Below are 20,585 nucleotides of genomic sequence, written 5' to 3' on the forward strand. Positions count from 1 at the left end.
TATTATCTCTAAAAATGTGCGCAAGATTCCGGACGTTATCGCGGGAGGCCAACCCCGAAGGGAAATACCAAAGCAGAAGCCAACAACGGGATCGGCAAGGGAGCCGAGAAAGGAAAAAAAGTATCTGGCGGAGTGATTCGGGTGGACGAAAGCATAATCAGGAGCCACCTAGACAAGGTTGTGGTAAGCACGATGGAGCAAACGCTCAACGCGATGCTAGATGTGGAGGCCGGACCTGTTGTATAAAGGCAGGACATTATGAGCTACAACTAGGAGCGAGTGAGCACGCAGGCCGGGTATTACGGGTTCTTCCGGTTTCTTAATGGCAAGGGGCTAAGGGCAAATGAGGAGCAAGATCGAGTTTACCGCAAAAGAAGAGGATGCGAGTGCGATAATTGGCAAAGCGGCGGAAGCCGCGGGCGGCGGCTTTCAAGGATTGGATACGCGAGTTGAAGCCCTCGGTGATGGCGTTGGTGATGGGGTGGTCGAAGTAGTTGAGCAAACCGCATAGATGGGACTGAAGCATGCGTGCCACCTTTTTAAGCGGTTCGAGTCTGGAGCGTATCACGGTGTCATGCCATTGCTCGAAGAAGCGCTTGGCGCGAAGGCCGTCGGGCTGGCTCCAAAACTCAACGAAAGCCTCCTTGAACGCCCATGCCTTTGCGGTCTTCAACTCGCGGGCCAGGAGCTGCTCAAAGGCCAAGGCTTGGCCGCCTTCGACGAGCGCACCTTGCAGCCAGAGGAACTTGGTGTGCTTGAGGCTCTCGTCGCCTTTTTCCAAGAGACGGCGGTGCTCGTCGCGACGGACTTTATCGACCGCCTCGTTGAGGTGCTTGGAGACGTGAAAACGGTCATGCACGATTTTGGCCTGAGGGGCGGCTTGGCGGGTGGCGGCGGCGAAGCCAGCCCCCATGTCCATGCTGGCCGCCATGACCTTTTTTCGTTGAGGCTCGGGCAGACTCTCCCACAAGGCCACCGCCGCCTCGATAGTGCGCTCCGGCACCACTTCGAGCACCCGGGCAGGCTTATGGCCGGTCATCAACGAGACGTAGCTGTGACCACGGCCAAAACTCTTCTCATCAAGGCCGACGCGGGTGACTTCGTCGGTGGTGCGCCGTGCAAGTCCTCGGGTCTCCGCCCGGTCCATGATCCGCTGCACACTGTCCCAGTCGAGTCGCAGCAACTCGGCGGCCTGGGTGAGCGAAGCACTGGCCAGGAGCACCTGCACGGCAAAGGCCTCAAACATCAGCGTAAAGCGCGAACCCGGCCCGGCCCACGGCGGCACCAAGGTGACGACCTTGTGCTCCTCGCAGGCGCAACGTGGCAGGCAGGCCCGGACCTGCGTGGTGAACTCCATCACGTCCAAATGCCGCCACGTGCGCTCCGGACCATGGTCGTGACGACGACACTCCCGCCGGCATTGCGGACAACGCACCGGCCTTCCCTGCTCATGCTCCACCTCAATATCCACCAATCGCTGCGCGATCTCCAGCTTCGCCCTCTTCACTCTCCACGGGCTCTGAATGCCCAACAGCATCCCGTAATGTGCCGCTACCGCCTCCTCTGCTTCTCGTTCCGTCATCCCTCGCTAAACTAAATTGCTTGCTCCCTTGCCACTAGAAAACCGGAAGAACCGTATTACGAGGGCAGTGCCAAGCGGAGGCGAGGGAAGATGACTCAAAACATAACTCAACCATAACCTCCTGCGACCTGCAGTCCTCTACCAAACATGCGCAACTTGATGCTATTGTCGACGCACACAAAAAACCTGCATTATAAAGAATGCAGGTTGAAAATGAAATATGTTTCAGAACATGCCGTATTACGGCACAACTATATCACTTGTAGCAAGGCGAGTTGGAATAGCCAGCTGCACATTCTCAGTAGTCGCACCAGTTGATGCATTGATCAGAGGTGTATTACTATCGATTTTTTTAAACCAGCTCACATTGCCACCAAGAAATACAATATGTCCACCATCCTTTTTCCATGGAAATTTATCATCATTCCACTGACCCCCGGTTGTCAACCCTCGGGTCCAAGAGATAGGCGTTGTGGAAGGGTCAGTGGCAATCAACCCTGAAACATAGGTATAACTTGTGCTACCTACTTTAGACAAAAACTGAGTTTCAAGATTAGTTTTAGCAGAGTTCATGACGGTTGATATACCAGTGGCATTGGTCTCATCTTGACCAGCGAACCAGATCTGGGCATCATTAAGACCGCCACCTGAAGCCAGCCGGAATGTTATTGCATCCAAGCCTTGTGCTGCGCTTGCGGCATCGTTCCCACTGGTGGATTTGGGAAGAGAATCATTATTATCTGTCGCATAAATCAGCGAAGCCTGACCAACCTGTCGCAGATTGCTAGCGGCAACCATGCGTTTGGCCGTTTCGCGGACTTTGCCGACGGTCGGGATGATGATGGCGGCCAGAATGCCGATGATGGCAATAACCGTCAACAATTCGATCAATGTAAAACCCTTGCGAGGGTGTTGTGTGTATTTTGTCATAGGGGGGTGGGTGTGTAAACGTCGCAGACAGGCTGAAGTGCTCCCGGTTCCACCGCAAGCAGAAAGTTGAAGAAGTGTGAGGTGCCATTCGTATTTTGTTTGTTAATTCATTCGCGGACTGGGGAAAATTTCTGGAAATTCATCTAGCTTTTGTAAGCAAATGACTTGCGTGGAAAACACCGCCAGCTCGCGGGTACATGAGATATGCGAAAATTTTATTGTCCGAGAGAAATCCAGTGGGGAGGAAGCACACGTTTTCGGGTGACTGCTCTCTGGCGAGCGGGAAACGGCCTTCTCGGAGTGACCGGAGAACTTGAAGAGTGGCAGAGGAGAAGCCGCCGCCCGGTCGCAAGGGGCGGAGTCGCTCCTTTCCTCTTTTAAGGAACTACTAAAAATTGATTTTTACCGCGAAGGATGCGAAGAGCGCAAAGGCTAAACTACTACCGCTATACTTTACAACTAATTAATCACAAATGATTTGAATTATTTTTTTCGGTTTCACTTTTTCCACTCTTCGCATCCTTCGTGTCCTTCGCGGTTAATTTTTAGAACCTCCCTTTCTTTCTTTGGGTAATCATCAGGACGGGGAGAGGCGGCAAATCACAGACCCGGGCTTGCCTCTCGTCCTTCAGCGGTTGCGAGGCGGCTGCTCCTTGGAGAATGCATTTCGAGCTACGCAGTCTGGACAAACGGTGAGAGAACTTTCTAGCGTCGGCGGGATGAAGATTTACCTGGATGGGAAATTTGTCGATCAGGCTGACGCAAAGATCTCCGTGTTCGATCACGGTCTGCTCTACGGCGACGGTGTCTTCGAGGGCATCCGGCTTTACCAGGGCAATATCTTTCGTCTCGAGGAGCACCTCGAGCGGCTCGAATATTCGGCCAAGGCCATCCTCCTCGACATGCCCTGGTCACGTGAGGAGATCGCCTCTGCAACTTGCGAAACCTGTCGCCAGAACAACCTGACGGACGGCTACATCCGTCTGGTGGTGACCCGCGGCGTGGGCGACCTCGGCATGTCGCCCTGGTCATGCGTCAACCCCTCGCTTTTTATCATTGCCGCAAAAATTTCCCTGTATCCCAAGGAGCATTACACAAAGGGGCTGGCCCTCGTGACCGCGGCGACCCGCCGCCTGAGCCCGGCGGCCCTGCCGCCCACGGTCAAATCGCTCAACTACCTCAACAACATCCTCGCCAAGATCGAGGCGCGCCAGGCCGGTTGCCTCGAGGCGATCATGCTCAACGACCAGGGCTACGTGGCCGAGTGCACCGGCGACAACATCTTCATCATCCACAAGGGCACGGTCCTCACGCCGGCGGCCTCGCAGGGCGCGCTCAAGGGCATCACCCGCGATACGATCATCGATATCGCCGCCGAACTCGGTCTGCCCTTCCGCGAGGCCAACCTCACGCGTTACGATATCTGGAATGCCGACGAATGCTTCCTGACGGGAAGCGCCGCCGAGGTGATTCCGGTGGTGAAGCTCGACAGCCGGCAGATCGGCACAGGCCAGCCCGGAGCGCTCACGCAGCGCGTGCTCGAGGCGTTCCACCGCCGCGTGCTGGTCGAAGGCACCCGGATCTGACGCGCCCGAAGTGGCGCGGGCGTCCCGCCCGCTCCGGACGGCATGCACAGAAGCATGCCGCTACGCGCAAACCTGTTGCCGCGGTCCCGTATCCGGGGAGTTTGGGATGGTGTGCGCTGCCTGCTGCCGGTGTTTTCCCGCGCCAAAACGGCGCGGATTCCCCGGCGTGGCGCACCCGGCTGGCGCATTTTGCGCTCACTTCCGGCGGTTCGCCGCCTGTTTTCCCTTCACGGCTTGCCGGGTTTGCTACACTCCCTTCAGGCGGTCCGGTCCCGCCCCGGTTTGGCCTGGTCGAGCCGGCGCCGGCCCGGCCTGGCATGAACCGTGCAAGAAGGATGTGCGATTCCGCTCGCCGGAGTCCCGTTTCTCCTTCGGAATTCTTTACCAAACAATTTTCACAAACCGGTCGAAACCTGCCCGAAAAACGTTAAACTTCAGTCATGGCCTCCAACATCAAGTGCGACATTTGCGGAAAGCCCGCCACCGTACACCTCACGCAGATCGTGAACAACAAGGTGCACAAGGTGGATCTTTGCGAGGAATGCGCCCAGGCCAAGGGCGTGACCGATCCGAGCGGGTTCTCGCTTTCGGATCTCCTGCACAAGGCCGCCCTCACCGCCGGCGATACCGCTTCCGCCGGTGCGCTCCGCTGCGAGGCCTGCGGCTTCACCGAGGCCGATTTCAAGAAGCACGGTCGCTTCGGTTGCCCGCAATGCTACGAAACCTTCCGCGACATGGTCGGCCCCATGCTGGAAAACATGCACAAGGGCGTCTCCCACGCCGGCAAGGTTCCGGTCAAGTCCCTCACGCGCAAGTCGCTCTACGACCGCCTCACCGAACTGGAGGTCAACCTCAACGAGGCCGTCAAGACCGAGCGCTACGAGGACGCCGCCAAATACCGCGACGAAATCCGCCAGCTCAAATCCACGAGAGAGGTCGAGGAACTCGACCTCTCGAAAAAACTGAAAAACTGAACGCTGAAAAACTGAAAACCGGACCTTCCAACTCCCGCAAGCACCGCCACGCCGCTGCGAAACCCGCATTGTCCTTTGCCGCTCGCAGCGTTTCCGCCCGCTGAATCGCCCACCTTTCCCGCCATGAACATCGACGCCCTTCTCGCCACACCTTCGGAACTCACGGATACCGCGAACTCCGGTTCCAAGTGCGCGATCGTGCTCATGACGCGCATCCGGCTCGCACGCAACCTCGCCCGCCACTCCTTCCCGGGCTGGGCTCGCGAGACCGACCGCGCCGATGTTCTCGGCCTCTGCCGCGAGGCGCTCGCCGCCACCGCGCCGATGAAGCGCTCGTCCATGCAGGCCGTCATCGGCGACCTCACCGAGTTGCAGAAGCAGATGCTCGTGGAGCGCCATCTCATTTCACGCGAACTCAGCGGCACGAAGGGGCCGTCCGGCGTCGTCATCAACCGGGACCAGACTTTCTCCGTCATGATCAACGAGGAGGATCACCTGCGCATCCAGATCCTCCGCTCCGGCTTCCAGCTCAAAAAAACCTGGACGGCCATCGATGCGCTCGACACCGAACTCGAGGGCCGGCTCGACTACGCCTTCGATTCCACCCTCGGCTACCTGACCGCCTGCCCGACCAATCTCGGCACCGGCCTGCGCGCTTCGGCCATGATGCACCTGCCCGCGCTCGTCATCTCGGGCCAGATGGAAAAAGTCGTCCGTGCCGTCAACCAGCTCGGCATGGCCGTGCGCGGTCTCTTCGGCGAAGGCTCCGACGCCTCCGGCAGCATTTTCCAGATTTCCAACCAGACCACACTCGGCGAGTCCGAGGAAGCCATCATCAAGCGCCTCGGCAGCGTGCTGCAGTCGATCATCGAGCACGAGGTCAACGCCCGCGGCAAACTCCTCGAGACCGACGGCGCCCGCCTCCACGACAAGATCGGCCGCGCCTACGGTATCCTGCAAAATTGCCACCTGCTCACCTCCAGCGAGGCGATGAACCTCCTCTCGCTCCAGCGGCTCGGCATTGACCTCGGCATTTTTCCGGACCACACCCGGCCCGTGATCGACCGCCTCCTTATCGAGAGCCAGCCCGGCCACATCCAGCATGCCGCCGGCACCGATGCCGATGGCGCCCGTCGCGACATGCTCCGCGCCGACAAACTGCGTGCCGAATTTGCCGCTTTCGCCAAACCGGATTTCGTAAAACCTGACCAGGAACAGGAAACGGAAAACCAGAACCGAAAGCCGCCAGCCAGCAACGATCACAACTCCGACCCGATTTAACAACCCGCAACCCGCCACTCGCAACTACACACCAGAAGGGGCAATATCATGGAACCGATGAACAACTTCACACCCCGCGCCCAGCAGGTCCTCTCGCTCGCCCGCAAGGAAGCCGACCGCTTTCGCCACAACTATGTGGGCACGGAACACATTCTCCTCGGCCTCATCAAGCTCGGCCAGGGCGTCGCCGTCAGCGTGCTCCAGAAGATGGGGCTCGACCTTGAAACCGTGCGCAACGCCGTCGAAAAGCAGGTCGGCACCGGCCAGGAGACCAAGAGCCAGGGCAGCATCCCGTACACGCCCCGCGTGAAAAAGGTCCTCGCCCTCGCCGGCAAGGAAGCCAAGGCGCTCAACCACTCCTACGTCGGCACCGAGCACCTCCTGCTCGGCCTTCTCCGCGAAGGCGAAGGCGTGGCCGCCCGCGTCCTCAAGTCGCTCGATGTGGACATCGAGCGCACCCGCAGCGAAATCCTCCGCGAGCTCGATCCGCAGTTCTCCGGCGACGGTTCCGGCGAGGCCGGCGGCGCCTCCTCCGAAGGCGAGCAGCCCGCCGCGGCCGGTTCCGGCTCCTCGGGCAGCGGCGACAGCAAGAAGGAAGTGAAGACGCCCGCGCTCAAGGCCTTCGGCCGCGACCTCACCGAACTCGCCCGCAAGGGAGAGCTCGATCCCGTCGTCGGTCGCAAGAACGAGATCCGCCGCGTCATCCAGATCCTCTGCCGCCGCACCAAGAACAACCCCGTCCTCATCGGCGAGGCCGGCGTGGGCAAGACGGCCATTGTCGAGGGCCTCGCGCAGGAAATCGTCGCCGGCGTCGTGCCCGAAATCCTCATGGACAAGAAGGTCATCACGCTCGACCTCGCGCTCATGGTCGCCGGCACCAAGTACCGCGGCCAGTTCGAGGAGCGCATCAAGGCCGTGATGGACGAGATCCGGAAGTCGAAAAACATCATCCTCTTCATCGACGAGATGCACACGATCGTCGGCGCCGGCGCCGCCGAGGGCGCGATGGATGCCTCCAACATCTTCAAGCCCGCGCTCAGCCGCGGCGAGCTCCAGTGCATCGGCGCGACCACGCTCAACGAGTACCGCAAGTACATCGAGAAGGACAGCGCGCTCGACCGCCGCTTCCAGTCCGTGAAGGTCGAGCCGCCGTCCGTCGAGGATACGATTGTCATCCTCAAGGGAATACGCGGCAAGTACGAGGATCACCACAAGGCCGTCTTCACCGACAAGTCGATCGAGGCCGCGACCAAGCTCTCCGACCGCTACATCACCGGCCGTTTTCTGCCCGACAAGGCCATCGACGTGATGGACGAGGCCGGTTCGCGCGCCCGCATCGCGTCGCTCAACCGCCCGCCCGAGATCGAGGCCATCGTCAAGGAGATCGAGGACGTGTGTGCGAAGAAGGAAGCCGCCATCGCCGGCCAGCATTTCGAGGAAGCCGCCCGCTACCGCGACGCCGAGAAGCAGCTCCGCGCCCGCCAGGAGCAGGTCACCGAAGCCTGGAAGAAGTCGCGCGATGAAAAGCGCGTGACCATCGACGAGGACCTGATGATGCACGTCGTCGCCGACTGGACCGGCATCCCGCTCTCGCGCATGGAGAAGAAGGACAGCGAAAAGCTCCTCGGCATCGAGGCCGAGATCCAGAAGGTCGTCATCGGCCAGGATGTCGCCTCGATCGCCATCGCCCGGGCGCTCCGCCGCTCGCGTGCCGATCTCAAGGACCCGCGCCGCCCGATCGGCTCGTTCCTCTTCGTCGGTCCCACCGGCGTCGGCAAGACCGAGACTGCCAAGCAGCTCGCCGTGCAGATGTTCGGCAACCAGGAGGCGCTCATCCAGATCGACATGAGCGAGTACATGGAAAAGTTCGCCGTCTCGCGCCTTGTCGGCTCGCCTCCGGGCTACGTCGGCTACGAGGAAGGCGGCCAGCTCACCGAGGCCGTCCGCCGTCGTCCGTACTCCGTGATCCTCTTCGACGAAATCGAGAAGGCGCACCCGGACGTGTTGCAGCTCCTGTTACAGATTCTCGAAGACGGACGCCTGACCGACTCGCTCGGTCGCACGGTGGATTTCCGGAATGCGATCATCATCATGACCTCGAACGTCGGCGCGCAGCTCCTGCAGCGCCAGACGACGATGGGCTTCGGCGCCTCGCCCGGCAGTTTTGCCGATCACGAGAACATGCGCGACAAGGTGATGGAGGAGGCCAAGCGCATCTTCCGTCCCGAGTTCCTGAACCGCATTTCCGACATCATCTTCTTCCGTCCGCTTTCGAAGGACGACCTCATCAGGATCGTCGAGATCGAGGTGGTGAAGTTCGCGAAGCGGCTCGAGGACCGGAAGATCACGATCGAGTTCACCGACGAGGCGAAGGCGTTGCTCATCGACAAGGGGTACGACGAGAAGTTCGGCGCGCGTCCGCTGCGCCGGGCGGTCGAGCACTACCTTGAAGACCCGCTGGCCGAGGCGATCCTGCGCGGCGAGGTGAAGGACGGCGAGCCGGTGCTCGTGGTCCGCAAGGACAACGACACGCTGGCCTTCGAGCAGAAGAAGCCGAGCGAGAGTTCGTCCGACACCGAAGCCGGCACGACGGCGTAGGATTTGACGGAGCGGCGGCATTCCTGCCGCTGCATGTGCGTCAGCGCGTATCCTGTCGGCCTCCCCTCCCGCGCACGCCCACAACCGTGCGGGGCGTCGTGGACGTCCCGCGCAGCGACGTGGACGTCGCCGCTCCGTCAAACGCGGCCCCGTCGCCAGATTTTTGGATTCGACGGGAGGCGCCCGCACCGCCGAGAGTGCGCGACGTGTCGAAAAGCGTTCACAAAAACATCGGAGTCGTGGCCAGCGTAACGATGTTTTCCCGCGTGCTCGGACTCGGCCGCGACATGCTCACGGCGGCGGTCTTCGGCGCGAGCGCGCTCAACTCGGCCTTCGTCACCGCCTTCACGTTGCCCAACCTGTTTCGCCGGCTGCTCGGCGAAGGTGCGCTGACGGCGGCGCTCGTGCCCACGCTGCACGAGGAACTGAAACGCAACGATCGCGAGGGCGCGCTCCGGCTGGTCAGCCGCGTGGCGAGCTGGCTGCTGGTGGTGACGGGAATCCTGGTGGGCGCGGCCATGCTGTTTTTCGCTCTCGCGGGCCGCTGGGCCGCGGTGCTGCGCGGGTGGGGCGTGGATGCGGATACGGCGGGGCGCTGGGAAGCGGCGGCGAGTCTGGCCGTGGTGCTGTTTCCCTACCTGGTTTTTGTGTGCCTGGCGGCGGCCTTCAGCGCGGCGTTGCAGACGTTCAACCGGTTTCTCGAACCGGCGTTGTCGCCGGTGTGGCTCAACCTTTCGATGATCGGCCTGCTCGGCGGCGCGACCTGGCTGGGCTGGGCCGGCACGGAGGCGGGCCGGATGCAATGGCTGTGCGGCGGCGTGCTCGCGGGCGGTTTCTTGCAGATGCTGGTGCCGGCGCTGGCGCTGACGAGGGAAGGGTGGCGTCCGCGCTTCGAACTGCGGCGCGATGAAAACGTGCGCCAGATCATGCGGCTGATGGGGCCGACGCTTTTCGGCTCGGCGATCTATCTGGTGAACATGGCGGTGTCGCGCATCATCGGGCTGTCGCTCAACGACGCGGCGGCGACGGTGCTCAATCTTTCCACTCGCCTGATGGAGCTGCCCATCGGCGTGTTCGCGGTGGCGGTGTCCACGGTGGTTTTCCCGCAGATCGCGCGCCACGCGGCGGCCGGAGACATGGCGGGGCTGGCGACGGATTACCGGCGCGGCATGCGGCTGATCCTGCTGATCAACCTGCCGGCGGCGGCGGGACTGATCGCGTTGTCGGGCCCGGTGGTGCGGCTGCTGTTCCAGCGCGGGGCGTTCTCGCTGGAGGATACCCTGACCATGTCGCCGGTGGTGATGGCGAGCGCGCTGGGGCTGCCGTTTTTTGCCTTCACGAACCTGGCGTTGCGGGCGTTTTACGCGCGCAAGGACACGAAGACGCCGGTGCAGGCGGCGTGGTGGAGTTTTGTGGTCAACATCGCGGCGAGCCTGCTGCTGATGCGCCCGTTCGGCACGGTTGGCCTCGCCCTGGCCGGCTGCCTCGCGATCGTGGTGCAGGCGGTGTTCCTGCAGGTGCGGCTCACCCGGGCGAGCGAGACGCTGGCCTTCGGATATCTGCTGAACGACGTGCTGAAAGTGACGGCGGCAAGCGTGGTCATGGGCGTGGCGGTGGCCCGTCTCTGGCGGTTCTGGATGCGCTGGACGGCGTCGATGTCCCCGGCGGAGGGCGGACGCTGGCTGGAGGTGATCGGGGTGGCGGTCTGCGTGGGCGCGGGCATGGCGCTCTATGCGGGGATCGTCTGGGCCTTGCGCATCGAGGGGCGCGACGAACTGCGCGCGCTCATCCTGCGCAAGCTGCGGCGACAGTAGCACGCCCCTCTGCGCCCCCGCCCGGTGTCACATTCTGTTTTTCCCGCTTTCAACTTTCCCGGCGGGTGCTGTTATCGGCCGGAATGAACTTTCGCATCGGCCACGGCTATGACATCCATCGCACGCTTGTCGGGCGCCCGCTTGTTCTGGGCGGCGTTCGTTTCGATTGCGCTTTCGGGCTCGATGGCCATTCGGATGCGGATTGCCTGACGCATGCGGTGTGTGATGCGCTTCTCGGCGCGGCGGGCTTGCCTGACATCGGTCATTTTTTTCCGAATACCGATCCTGCCTGGAAGGACATTGATTCGCAGATCTTGCTCGGCCGCGTGGCCGCCGAACTTCGCGCGCGCGGCTGGGAAATCGCCAACGTCGACGCCTCGCTCATCGCCGAGCAACCGAAAATCAGCCCGCGTCTCGGCGAGATGAAGACGGCGCTCGCCCGCTCCGCCGGGATCACGCCGGCGCAGGTCGGCCTCAAGGCGACGACCAACGAAGGCAGCGACGACATCGGGCGCGGCCTCGCCATCGCGGCGCATGCCGTGGCCCTGATCGGAAAATGAGTCATGGGGACTCCTGAAAAACGATTTTTTGAACAGAAGATAACGAAGGAAACAAAGATCAAACCAACGAAGAGGAATCTGTAACTCAGTAAATATAATAGTACTATATATTTTATTTCAGAGGCATTCTTTGTTTCAGGACTTCGTTATCTTCGTTTCCTTCTGTTCAAAAATGAATTTTTAGAACCTTCCTCATTTTCTCTCCATGTGCTTTTCCCGGAAACCCGTCCTTCTTTTCGCTGCCGGCCTGCTCGTCACCGCTCTTGCCGGCTGCGGTCGCCGTGAAACGCCGGTCGTCGCAGGCATCCGCACGCAGACCCTGCACCAGGGCATTCGCGCCGAACCGACATCGCTCGATCCTCACCAGGCGACGCAGGCGACGGACTATCATGTGTTCTCCGCGCTTTACGAAGGGCTCGTCGCCGAAGACCCGGTGGACCTGCACCCGGTGCCCGGCGTGGCGACGCGTTGGGACGTCTCGCCCGACGGTCTCGTTTACACCTTCCGCCTGCGCGCCGACGCCCGCTGGTCCAACGGCGCACCGGTGACGGCCGGCGATTTCGCCGAGTCGATCCGGCGCGTGCTGACGCCGGCCTTTGCCTGCGCCAACGCCCCGCTTCTCTACGTGCTCCAGGGAGCGCAGGCGTACCATCAAGGCAAACTCGACGACTTTTCGCAGGTGGGCGTCCGCGTGATCGACGACCGCACGCTGCGACTCACGCTCGAACACCCGGCGCCGGCCTTTGTCTCGCAGCTCAATCATCCGGTGTGGTTTCCCGTGCATCGCGCCTCGATCGAGGCGGCTGCCTCGCCGCAAGGTTTTGCCGATCGCGCCGCCCGCTGGGCCGTCCCCGGCACGCTGGTCGGCAACGGTCCGTTCGTGCTCTCCGAAGTGCTCTCCGGGCAACGCATCACCGTCACGAAATCTCCGACTTATTGGGACGCGGCCACGGTGAAGCTCAACGCCATCAGCTTCCATCCGATCGAGAGTCTCGATGCCGAGGAACGCGCTTTCCGGGGCGGTCAACTCCACATCACGGATTCGATTCCCGTCGGCCGCATCGATGCCTGGCGACGCGATCAGCCGGAGTCGCTGCGTGTCGATCCCTACCTCGCGGTCGAGTTTTACCGGATCAACATCACGCGCCCCTTCCTCAATGAAACAAAAGTCCGCCGCGCTCTGGCGCTCGCCATCGACCGCGCCACCCTGGCCGGCCAGGTGCTGCGCGGCGTGCAGCGTCCCGCGGCCACCTTCACGCCCGATGGCATCCCCGGTTACGCACCGCCGGCCGACGCGCCCGCGGCGTTTCGCTACGATCCCGATGCCGCCCGCAAGCTGCTCGCCGACGCCGGTTATCCCGATGGCAAGGGCGCGCCGGTCGTGGAAATTTTGTTCAACACCTCGGAAACGCGCCGCGCCGTCGCCGAGACGGTCCAGCGGATGTGGCAGCGCGAACTCCACATCGAGTCACGCCTTGTCAACCAGGAGTTCGGCGCCACGCTCCAGGCGCGCACCTCCGGCAGCTACGAAGTGCTCCGTTCGTCATGGACGGCCGACTACGCCGACCCGATGACCTTTCTCGATCTTTTCACATCCGCCAGCGCGAACAATTTCACCCACTGGAAAAACACGGCCTACGACCAGCTCGTCTACCGCGCCCAGCGCACCGCCGATCCCGCCGCCCGCGCCGCGTTCCTGCGCGAGGCCGAGACGCTCCTGCTCGAGGCCACACCGGTGATCCCGCTCTGGCACTACGCGCACGTCTTCCTGATCCATCCCGCCGTGCGCGGCTGGCATCCCACCGTGCTCGACCATCATCCCTGGAAACACGTCTCGCTCTCCGCGTCCGGTTCTCCAGGCTCCGCTCCCTGAAATCACCCGTCACCCTCGACTCGCAACATTCCGCAATCCACCATGAAACACTCCCGAACCGATTACCGCGGCGGCAACGCCCATGTACTCTCGACGCCCGCGCTCGAACTCGCCGTGACCACCGACGTGGGGCCGCGCGTCGTCTCGCTCCGCTCCCTCAAGGGCAAAAAAGCCGGCAATGTTTTCCTCTCGTTCGATCCGAAAACGGAGCAGCGGCTCAACGGCTACCTCCTGCGCGGCGGCCACCGCCTCTGGACGTCTCCCGAGCATCCCGTGCGCAGCTACCAGCCCGACGATGAACCGCTCGCCGTCAAACCGCTCAAAAACGGCATCGCGCTCTCGCAGCCCGTCGAACAAAAAACCGGCATCCAGAAAGCTCTCAAGATCGAGCTCCTCGGCGCCCGCACGGTCAAGGTCACCCATGCGCTCACCAACGAAGGTCTCTGGCCCGTCGAGCTCTCTGCCTGGGGACTCAGCATGCTCCGTGCCGGCGGCTACGGCGTGCTGCCGCTTCTGCCGAAAGGCGACCACAGGAGCGGCGACCTGCTCCCCTCGTATTCCGTCGTCCCCTGGACGTACACCGACCTCTCGCTGCCGGTCTGGGACCTGCACCGCGACTTCATCGGCATCGACGTCCGGAAAGCGCCCGCGCCGCAAAAACTCGGCATCACCAACTATCCCGGCTGGTCCGCCTACTGGGTCGAGGGAACGACCTTCGTCAAATATGCGCCCGTTCGCCCCGGCGCTGCGTACCCGGATTTCGGATGCGCCTTCGAGACGTTCACGGACGGAGCCATGATCGAGTTCGAGACGTTGAGCCCGCTGGTGAAGCTGGAGCCGGGCGCGTTTGTCCAGCACGTCGAACACTGGACGCTGCTCGATGGCCTTGCGAAGCCGAATACCGACGCCGCCTTCACCAAGCTTGCCGCCGCGGTCGGCAAGTGGACAAAAACTCTCCGGTAAGAGGCGTCGCCTCGTTCTCCCTGTCCTTCGAGACAAGCTGTCAAAGTCTTCCGTCCTATGCCGCCACCGCCGCTCCGGCTTGTTTTCATGGGCTCCGATGCCATTGCCCTCCCGCTGCTCGACTGGCTGGCGGGGGAGGGCTGCGGCGTGGCGCGTATCGTCGCCGTTTTCACCCAGCCCGACCGGGCGGTCGGCCGCGGGCAGAAGGTCGTGCCCAATGCGATAAAAACCTGGGCGCTCGCCCGCGGGCTGCCCGTGCTCCAGCCGGAGAAACTCACCGATGAGACCCGCGCCGGCCTCGCGGCTTTCGAGCCCGATGTGACTCTCGTCATGGCCTACGGCCACATCCTGCGCGAGGCGTTTATCGCCACGCCGCGGCTGGGCACCCTCAACCTCCACACCTCGCTGCTTCCCGAATACCGCGGCGCCTCTCCGATCCAGACGGCCATCGCCTGCGGCGAGCGTGAAACCGGGGTCACGCTCATGCGGATCGTCCGCCAGCTCGACGCCGGGCCGGTGGCCGATGTCGAACGCGTGCCGGTCGGCCCGCGCGACACCGCCCTCGATGTAGAGCAGCGCCTCGCGGCTGCCTGCGTGCCGCTGCTTGCCCGGGCCCTCCCGCGACTCGCCGCCGGCACGCTCGCTTTTGCCGAACAGGATCACGCCGCCGCGACGTTTTGCCGCAAACTTTCGAAGACCGACTCCGCCCTGGACTTCAGCCAGCCTGCCGCCGCCCTTGCCGCCCGCATCAACGGTTTTTTCCCGTGGCCGGCCTGCAGCGTCGAAATAAACGGACAACCGATCCGGTTTGGCCAAGCGGACACGCTTGCCTTCGCCGCCCCACCGCCATCGACCGGAAGCGACGCGCCGCCACCCGGACCGGGCGTCGTTCTCGGCCAGGATGCCGAAGGATTGCTGATCACGACCGGCGAAGGAACGCTCCGCGTGCTGCGCCTGCAACGCCCCGGCGGACGCATGCTGCCGGCCCCGGAATTTTTCCGCGGGTTTGTTCTCCCTCCGGGAACCCCGCTTCCCTCAAAAACCATGATTTCGCTCATGGCGTAATCTGATGGAGCTGATAAGCAGTCCTCCAGGCTGCTTTCGATGAGCGGGATGTGAGGTCTCCAGGCAGCTATCCGGATGGCGAAACAGGGTGGTTCCGGCGAGTACGGAAAAATTCGTACAGCCTCAAATATCAGGTGTTTGCCTGACTACCGCGGCCCGGAAATTTCGGGCAAGATGGGGCCATGAAATTAACCCGACTCGTCTCCATTCTTACCGTTGCAGTCCTTTCGGTTCCGTTTGCGCAGGCCGATGACTCGGCGTCTTCCTCCGGTGTGGCCACCAACATGGCCGCCGGCGGCCACGAAAACACGGCCTACCGCGCACTGTCTTCCGAGGCGGTGCGAAAGCTGAATGCCGGTAATCATCGCATGCGGACGGGCCGTCCGAAGTACGCGAAATTCCAGGGCGAGAGCGCGGCTGCCTCTCCTCTGGCCAAGGGGGTGGATGCCCTGATCGTGACCAGCGCCGAACTGGCCCCCACGGTTTCCGAGATCGTCGACGCCCAGCCGGGCGCGGTCCACGCGGTTCCCGTGGATGTGAACAACCTGACCGAGGCCGATGCGCAGCGCATCGCCGATGAACTGACCCAATCCAGGGCTCCGCTTTGTGTGTTCCTGGTTCACCCGACCGAGGCGCTCGAGGAGCAGTACGGCAAGTCGACACGTCAGCTGGATGCGGCACTCTCCGAAATCGCTTCGGCCGGCATCTCCCGCCTGCTCGCCCTGAGCCCGGCGCTCAGTTCCCGCGTCCAGAACGGCACACTGAGCCTGATCGGCGGCACCTACGACTTTACCTCTTCCAGGCTCATGCTGCTCACACCCAAGTCGACTCGCCGCTGGGTAGCCAATTACGACGTCCCGCATCCCCAGGATCTGGTTCCGGTGAGCCCTTCTTCCTGAAGTCGAAGGACCCGAAAACCTGATCCCTTGCAAAAAAACCCGGAGCATATCCGGGTTTTTCTGTTTCCGGAGCGGAGTGTGAAGGAGCGGCGATCTCCAGATCGCCGGATTGGAGTAATCGGGGGAGGTGTGGGCCATGGAGACGGCGAGGCACCGGGCGAGGCGCTGTCGCGCCTCGTCGCAGCGGCAGGAATGCCGCCGCTCCAGGCGGCATCGCTTCGGGTCGTAACCGCCTGGGCGTCCGCTTCACTTCCGGGCTTGAGCGGCGGCGGCCGGGCGGGACAGACTCCGCGGCGTGTCGCCTCGCTTCGCGCGTTTCGTCTTTCTCCTGACCGCGGTGTTTTTCGCGGCCTTTTTCGTCTGGCCGGTTTTTCAGATCCTGAAAGGCGGCTTCATCGATGCAGATGGCCGCTTCACACTCGGCTACGTCGGCGCGGTGCTGCGCGATCCGGTCTACCTCGAAGGTTTTTTCAATGCGTTCCGGCTCGCCTGCGCGACCACGGCGGCGGCGTTTCTGATCGGGGTGCCGCTGGCCTTCATCTCGGACCGGTTTGTGTTTCCCGGGCGCGGACTGCTCGGCGCCGTCGTGCTGGTGCCGATGATCCTGCCGCCGTTTGTCGGAGCGATCGGCATCCGGCAGATTTTTGGCCAGTATGGCGCGCTCAATGCCCTCCTCATCCAGCTCGGCGTGCGACCGGAGGGATGGACGTTCGACTGGTTTGCGGCGAACCAGTTCTGGGGGATCGTCGCCGTCAATGCGCTCTCGCTCTATCCGATCGTGTACCTCAACACGGCGGCGGCGCTCGCCAACGTGGACCCGGCGATGGAGGAGGCGGCGCAAAATCTCGGCTGCACCGGCTGGCGGCGGTTTTTCCGCGTGACGCTGCCGCTGATCCGGCCGGGCCTCTTCGCCGGCGGCACGATCGTGTTCATCTGGTCGTTCACCGAACTCGGGGTGCCGCTGATTTTCGACTACACGCAGGTGACGTCGGTGCAGATTTTCGACGGGCTGAAAAACATCGGCAACAACCCGTTTCCGTATGCGCTGGTGAGCGTGCTGCTGGTGGCGAGCACGCTGATCTACGCCGTCGGCAAGGGCGTTTTCGGGCGGGCGGGCCACGCGATGATGGCGAAGGCCACGAGCAGCGGCGGGGCGCGGCGGTTGCCGGCGACCGGAGCGCTGGCCTGCACGCTGGCGTTTGGCGGCGTCACGGCGCTGGCGATGCTGCCGCATGCCGGGGTGGTCTTGATGGCGTTCGGGCAGGACTGGTTCGGCACGGTGTTTCCCGAGCGCTACACGCTGGAAAATTTCCGGCTCGCGCTCGGGCACGATCTGACCGTGCCGGCCATCGCCAACAGCCTGAAATTCGCCAGCTTCTCCACGCTCGTCGATCTGGTGCTCGGCGTGACGATCGCGTGGGTGGTGGTGCGTTCGCGGATCGCGGGCCGGCAGGTGCTGGATTTGCTGGCGATGCTGCCGCTGGCCGTGCCGGGGCTCGTCCTGGCGTTCGGCTACCTGGCGATGAGCCAGGAAGGGCGATTTTTCGCGTTCCTGAATCCGGTGGAAAACCCGACGGTGCTGCTGATTGTGGCGTACGCCGTGCGCCGGTTGCCGTACGTGGTGCGCTCGGCGGTGGCGGGTTTCCAGCAGGCGAGCGAGACGCTCGAGGAGGCGGCGCAAAATCTCGGCTGCCCGCCGCTCAAGTCCGTTGTCAAGGTGACGCTGCCGCTGATCGCGGCCAACCTGATCGCGGGCGGTCTGCTGGCGTTCGCATTCGCGATGCTGGAGGTATCCGATTCGCTGATACTGGCGCAGAAGCAGGCGTTTTATCCGATCACCAAATCCATCCTCGAACTGTTCCAGTTGCTCGGCGACGGGCAGTTCATCGCCAGCGCGCTGGGCGTGTGGGCGATGGCGTTCCTCGCGGCGGTGATCGTGGGGGCGAGCCTGCTGCTGGGGAAAAAACTGGGAGCGATTTTCCGTGTGTGAGGGATTTCCCGGAGCGGCGGCATTCCTGCCGCCGGACGGGACGACAGTCCCGCCATCATACCGGACAGGCGCGCTGGCGCGCGCCCGGCGGCAGGGACGCCGCCGCTCCGGGCCTGCCTCGGGGCTTGCTCCCGGATTCCCCGCTGGTAAAGAACAGGACTTTTCCGCTTAACCATGTTCTGGCTACTCCTCGTTTCACTGATCTGGGCGTTTTCCTTCGGGCTGATCAAGGGGCAGCTCGTGGGGCTCGATCCGGATGCGGTTTCGGCGGTGCGACTGGCGTTCGCTCTCGTGGTGTTTTTACCGGTCTGGAAACCGAAGGCGGTGCGGTGGCAGACCGGCTCCTGGTTGGCCGTGATCGGGGCGATGGAGTTTGGCGCGATGTATGTCCTTTACCAGCGCGCCTTTGTGTGGATCGAGGCCTATCAGGTGGTGCTGTTCACGATCCTTACCCCGATCTATGTGGCGTTGCTCGACTCGGCCCTGGACAACAAGCTGCGGCCGCGCCACCTGATCGCGGCGGCGGTGTCGGTCGCCGGAGCGGGCGTGGCGGTCTGGACGCGGGAGGGCGGGCCGGACCTGCTGACCGGTTTCGCGCTGGTGCAGGGAGCCAACCTGTGTTTCGCCGCGGGGCAGGTGGCGTACAAGCGCACGCGGCCGGCGATCCGCGCGGAGGTGTCGGGCGCGTCGCTGTTCGCCTGGCTTTATCTGGGGGCGGTGATTGCGGCGCTGGCGGCATCGCTGGTGTTTGGCGCGGACTGGGGGGCGTTCCGGCCGACGCCGAAGCAGTGGGGCGTGCTGGCGTATCTGGGGATACTGGCTTCGGGCGTGTGTTTCTTCTGGTGGAACCTCGGCGTGGTGCGCGTCAATGCAGGGACGCTGGCGGTGTTCAACAACGCCAAGCTGCCTCTCGGCATCGCGTGTTCGCTGCTGTTTTTTGGCGAGAAAGCCAACCCGTGGCGACTCGGTGTCAGCCTTGTCTTGCTGGTGATCGGCGTGCTGATCGCGGAGTGGCGAGGGAAGGGGAGAGAGAGGGCCGGGTGAGGGAGCGGCGGCATTCCTGTCGCTGCTTTGCCGGACGGAGTTTCCGCAATACGGGGAGCAGCGCAGCCGTGTGACGGGCGAATGCCCCGCCGGGCGCATCAATTGCGGACCGTGATCTCGTGGCCGTGTCGATGCTCGTGTTTCGCGGTGAAAATGGCCGAGGTCGTGTAGCCGTTGGCGGGATTGCGGATGTAGTCCAGAAACGCCTCCACGCCGTCGTGGTCGGTATTGTCGCTCGCGACGATCGCGCCGCTGCGCAGCCCCGGCTCCAGCAATTTGAGCACGTCGAAATACAGGTTCTTGGCGCCGTCCAGAAAGACCATGTCGATCTCGCCGACCGGCCCGGCCAGCGTCTGCAACGCATCGCCCACGCGAAACTCGACCAGATCCGCCAACCCGGCGTCCGTCAGGTTTTTCTTCGCCCGCTCCGCCTTGTCCGGAGCAAACTCGGTGGTGATCACCCGGCCGCCGCCGTTGTCGCGGATCGCCGCCGCCAGATGGATCGTCGACACGCCGAAGGAGGTGCCAAACTCGACCACCGTCCTCGCCCGGGTTGCCCGCGCCAAGGCATAGAGCAACCGGCCGAATTCCGGAGGCACCGCGCTGTAAGCCTTGCGCATCTCGCCCAAAAAGGAGCCTCCGGTCCTGGAGAACTCGCCGGCCTGGCGCGCGATATCACGAACCAGGGGATCGTTTTGCGCAGCGTCGGCGTAGAGCGCGTCGAGCAATTCGCGAACGCGAGGTGTGTTTATGCAGGATTTCATGATGTTTGCCGTGTTCATACCGATGGGGAATGCGTCCGTGGCCGGAAGGGCCGCGGGCGGGATCGCCCCGGTGATACGCCGGATTTGGCTTTCATGCCGGGACGATATTGTTGACAGTGTCCACCATGAGTCGTCGATCAGTTGACTTTGTCAACAAAAAATCCGCCAACGATGGTCTCGAGGTATTCGAGTCCATCCATGCCATCATGCACCTCTTTCGTGCGGAGCAGTATCGAGCGTTTCGCGACGGTCTCTTCGATCTGACACACATGGAGGGGCGGTTGCTCGGTTTTCTCGCGCGCAACGACGGCGCCACGCTGACCGATCTGGTCGCCTATATGGAGCGTGACAAGAGCCAGCTCGCCCGCCTCGTCAAAAGTCTCAAGGAGCACGGTCTCCTCACGGGAAAGGACGACGAAAAGGACCGACGCAGCGTGCGGCTGCAACTGACCGCCGAGGGCCACGCCGTCCACGAGTCGTTGCGGCGCCGGGTGGCCCAGCTCATCGGGCTGGCCGTCAAGGGACTGAACGCGGCCGAACGTCGCCAGCTCATTGCTCTGCTGCACCGCGTCCGGACCAATCTCGGATCCGATTCGGACACCCCCAGGCCCGCGGCATCCGCCTAGGCCCCCTCTCCTGCGCCTCGAGGGGAACGCTGGCAG

16 protein-coding genes are annotated in these 20,585 nt (G+C 63.0%); 14 read left to right on the forward strand and 2 right to left on the reverse strand.

The genetic code is table 11. From position 1 onward, the window contains the following. Positions 1-132 precede the first annotated feature (132 nt). Positions 133-246 carry a hypothetical protein gene (locus OPIT5_24170; protein ID AHF94731.1) on the forward strand — a complete coding sequence of 38 codons (114 nt, stop codon included), beginning with the start codon at positions 133-135 and terminating at the stop codon, positions 244-246. Between the two features lie 73 nt (positions 247-319). Here OPIT5_24170 and OPIT5_24175 read toward each other — a convergent pair whose 3' ends face one another. Then, positions 320-1,357 (reverse strand): transposase IS204, encoded by a 1,038-nt coding sequence (locus OPIT5_24175; protein ID AHF92822.1) that lies wholly within the window; start codon positions 1,355-1,357, stop codon positions 320-322. Between the two features lie 1,874 nt (positions 1,358-3,231). On the opposite strand from OPIT5_24175, the gene OPIT5_24180 reads away from it, so the two are divergent. From OPIT5_24180 to OPIT5_24235, 12 genes are all read left to right on the forward strand, one after another. Next, positions 3,232-4,098 (forward strand): branched-chain amino acid aminotransferase, encoded by an 867-nt coding sequence (locus OPIT5_24180; protein AHF92823.1) that lies wholly within the window; start codon positions 3,232-3,234, stop codon positions 4,096-4,098. A gap of 440 nt (positions 4,099-4,538) precedes the next feature. After that, positions 4,539-5,072 carry an excinuclease ABC subunit B gene (locus OPIT5_24185; GenBank protein AHF92824.1) on the forward strand — a complete coding sequence of 178 codons (534 nt, stop codon included), beginning with the start codon at positions 4,539-4,541 and terminating at the stop codon, positions 5,070-5,072. 123 nt (positions 5,073-5,195) lie between these two features. Continuing rightward, positions 5,196-6,353: an ATP:guanido phosphotransferase gene (locus tag OPIT5_24190; protein ID AHF92825.1), complete on the forward strand. Its 1,158-nt coding sequence runs from the start codon at positions 5,196-5,198 to the stop codon at positions 6,351-6,353. A 48-nt stretch (positions 6,354-6,401) separates the two neighbouring features. Then, positions 6,402-8,951, forward strand: a complete 2,550-nt coding sequence (locus OPIT5_24195) for an ATP-dependent Clp protease ATP-binding protein (protein AHF92826.1) — start codon at positions 6,402-6,404, stop codon at positions 8,949-8,951. 197 nt (positions 8,952-9,148) lie between these two features. Next, entirely contained in the window at positions 9,149-10,765 is a 1,617-nt protein-coding gene (locus tag OPIT5_24200; GenBank protein AHF92827.1) for a membrane protein, read from the forward strand. An 83-nt stretch (positions 10,766-10,848) separates the two neighbouring features. Continuing rightward, entirely contained in the window at positions 10,849-11,325 is a 477-nt protein-coding gene (locus OPIT5_24205; GenBank protein ID AHF92828.1) for a 2-C-methyl-D-erythritol 2,4-cyclodiphosphate synthase, read from the forward strand. 205 nt (positions 11,326-11,530) lie between these two features. Next, entirely contained in the window at positions 11,531-13,198 is a 1,668-nt protein-coding gene (locus tag OPIT5_24210; GenBank protein ID AHF92829.1) for a peptide ABC transporter substrate-binding protein, read from the forward strand. 42 nt (positions 13,199-13,240) lie between these two features. Continuing rightward, positions 13,241-14,161 (forward strand): hypothetical protein, encoded by a 921-nt coding sequence (locus OPIT5_24215; GenBank protein AHF92830.1) that lies wholly within the window; start codon positions 13,241-13,243, stop codon positions 14,159-14,161. Between the two features lie 87 nt (positions 14,162-14,248). Further along, entirely contained in the window at positions 14,249-15,226 is a 978-nt protein-coding gene (locus OPIT5_24220) for a methionyl-tRNA formyltransferase (GenBank protein AHF92831.1), read from the forward strand. 182 nt (positions 15,227-15,408) lie between these two features. Then, positions 15,409-16,125 (forward strand): hypothetical protein, encoded by a 717-nt coding sequence (locus tag OPIT5_24225; GenBank protein AHF92832.1) that lies wholly within the window; start codon positions 15,409-15,411, stop codon positions 16,123-16,125. A gap of 295 nt (positions 16,126-16,420) precedes the next feature. Then, complete coding sequence (locus OPIT5_24230; GenBank protein ID AHF92833.1) at positions 16,421-18,115, forward strand: ABC transporter permease; 1,695 nt, start codon at positions 16,421-16,423, stop codon at positions 18,113-18,115. A 174-nt stretch (positions 18,116-18,289) separates the two neighbouring features. Continuing rightward, a complete protein-coding gene (locus OPIT5_24235; protein AHF92834.1) occupies positions 18,290-19,159 on the forward strand; it encodes a hypothetical protein in 870 nt (289 codons plus the stop codon). Between the two features lie 98 nt (positions 19,160-19,257). Here OPIT5_24235 and OPIT5_24240 read toward each other — a convergent pair whose 3' ends face one another. Then, on the reverse strand, positions 19,258-19,923 hold the full coding sequence (locus OPIT5_24240; protein ID AHF92835.1) for an O-methyltransferase: 666 nt from the start codon (positions 19,921-19,923) through the stop codon (positions 19,258-19,260). A gap of 125 nt (positions 19,924-20,048) precedes the next feature. Between OPIT5_24240 and OPIT5_24245 the strand changes: the two genes are divergently transcribed. Continuing rightward, positions 20,049-20,549: a MarR family transcriptional regulator gene (locus OPIT5_24245; protein ID AHF92836.1), complete on the forward strand. Its 501-nt coding sequence runs from the start codon at positions 20,049-20,051 to the stop codon at positions 20,547-20,549. The last annotated feature ends 36 nt before the right edge of the window (positions 20,550-20,585 follow it).

The organism is Opitutaceae bacterium TAV5 (genome assembly GCA_000242935.3).
Lineage (GTDB): Bacteria > Verrucomicrobiota > Verrucomicrobiia > Opitutales > Opitutaceae > Geminisphaera.

Excerpts from the sequence above, each read along its gene's own strand:
- OPIT5_24175 (AHF92822.1), bottom strand. The coding sequence starts at position 1,357 with ATGGAGTTCACCACGCAGGTCCGGGCCTGCCTGCCACGTTGCGCCTGC.
- OPIT5_24180 (AHF92823.1), top strand. The coding sequence starts at position 3,232 with ATGAAGATTTACCTGGATGGGAAATTTGTCGATCAGGCTGACGCAAAG.
- OPIT5_24185 (AHF92824.1), top strand. The coding sequence starts at position 4,539 with ATGGCCTCCAACATCAAGTGCGACATTTGCGGAAAGCCCGCCACCGTA.
- OPIT5_24190 (AHF92825.1), top strand. The coding sequence starts at position 5,196 with ATGAACATCGACGCCCTTCTCGCCACACCTTCGGAACTCACGGATACC.
- OPIT5_24195 (AHF92826.1), top strand. The coding sequence starts at position 6,402 with ATGGAACCGATGAACAACTTCACACCCCGCGCCCAGCAGGTCCTCTCG.
- OPIT5_24205 (AHF92828.1), top strand. The coding sequence starts at position 10,849 with ATGAACTTTCGCATCGGCCACGGCTATGACATCCATCGCACGCTTGTC.
- OPIT5_24210 (AHF92829.1), top strand. The coding sequence starts at position 11,531 with ATGTGCTTTTCCCGGAAACCCGTCCTTCTTTTCGCTGCCGGCCTGCTC.
- OPIT5_24215 (AHF92830.1), top strand. The coding sequence starts at position 13,241 with ATGAAACACTCCCGAACCGATTACCGCGGCGGCAACGCCCATGTACTC.
- OPIT5_24220 (AHF92831.1), top strand. The coding sequence starts at position 14,249 with ATGGGCTCCGATGCCATTGCCCTCCCGCTGCTCGACTGGCTGGCGGGG.
- OPIT5_24225 (AHF92832.1), top strand. The coding sequence starts at position 15,409 with ATGAAATTAACCCGACTCGTCTCCATTCTTACCGTTGCAGTCCTTTCG.
- OPIT5_24235 (AHF92834.1), top strand. The coding sequence starts at position 18,290 with ATGTTCTGGCTACTCCTCGTTTCACTGATCTGGGCGTTTTCCTTCGGG.
- OPIT5_24240 (AHF92835.1), bottom strand. The coding sequence starts at position 19,923 with ATGAAATCCTGCATAAACACACCTCGCGTTCGCGAATTGCTCGACGCG.
- OPIT5_24245 (AHF92836.1), top strand. The coding sequence starts at position 20,049 with ATGAGTCGTCGATCAGTTGACTTTGTCAACAAAAAATCCGCCAACGAT.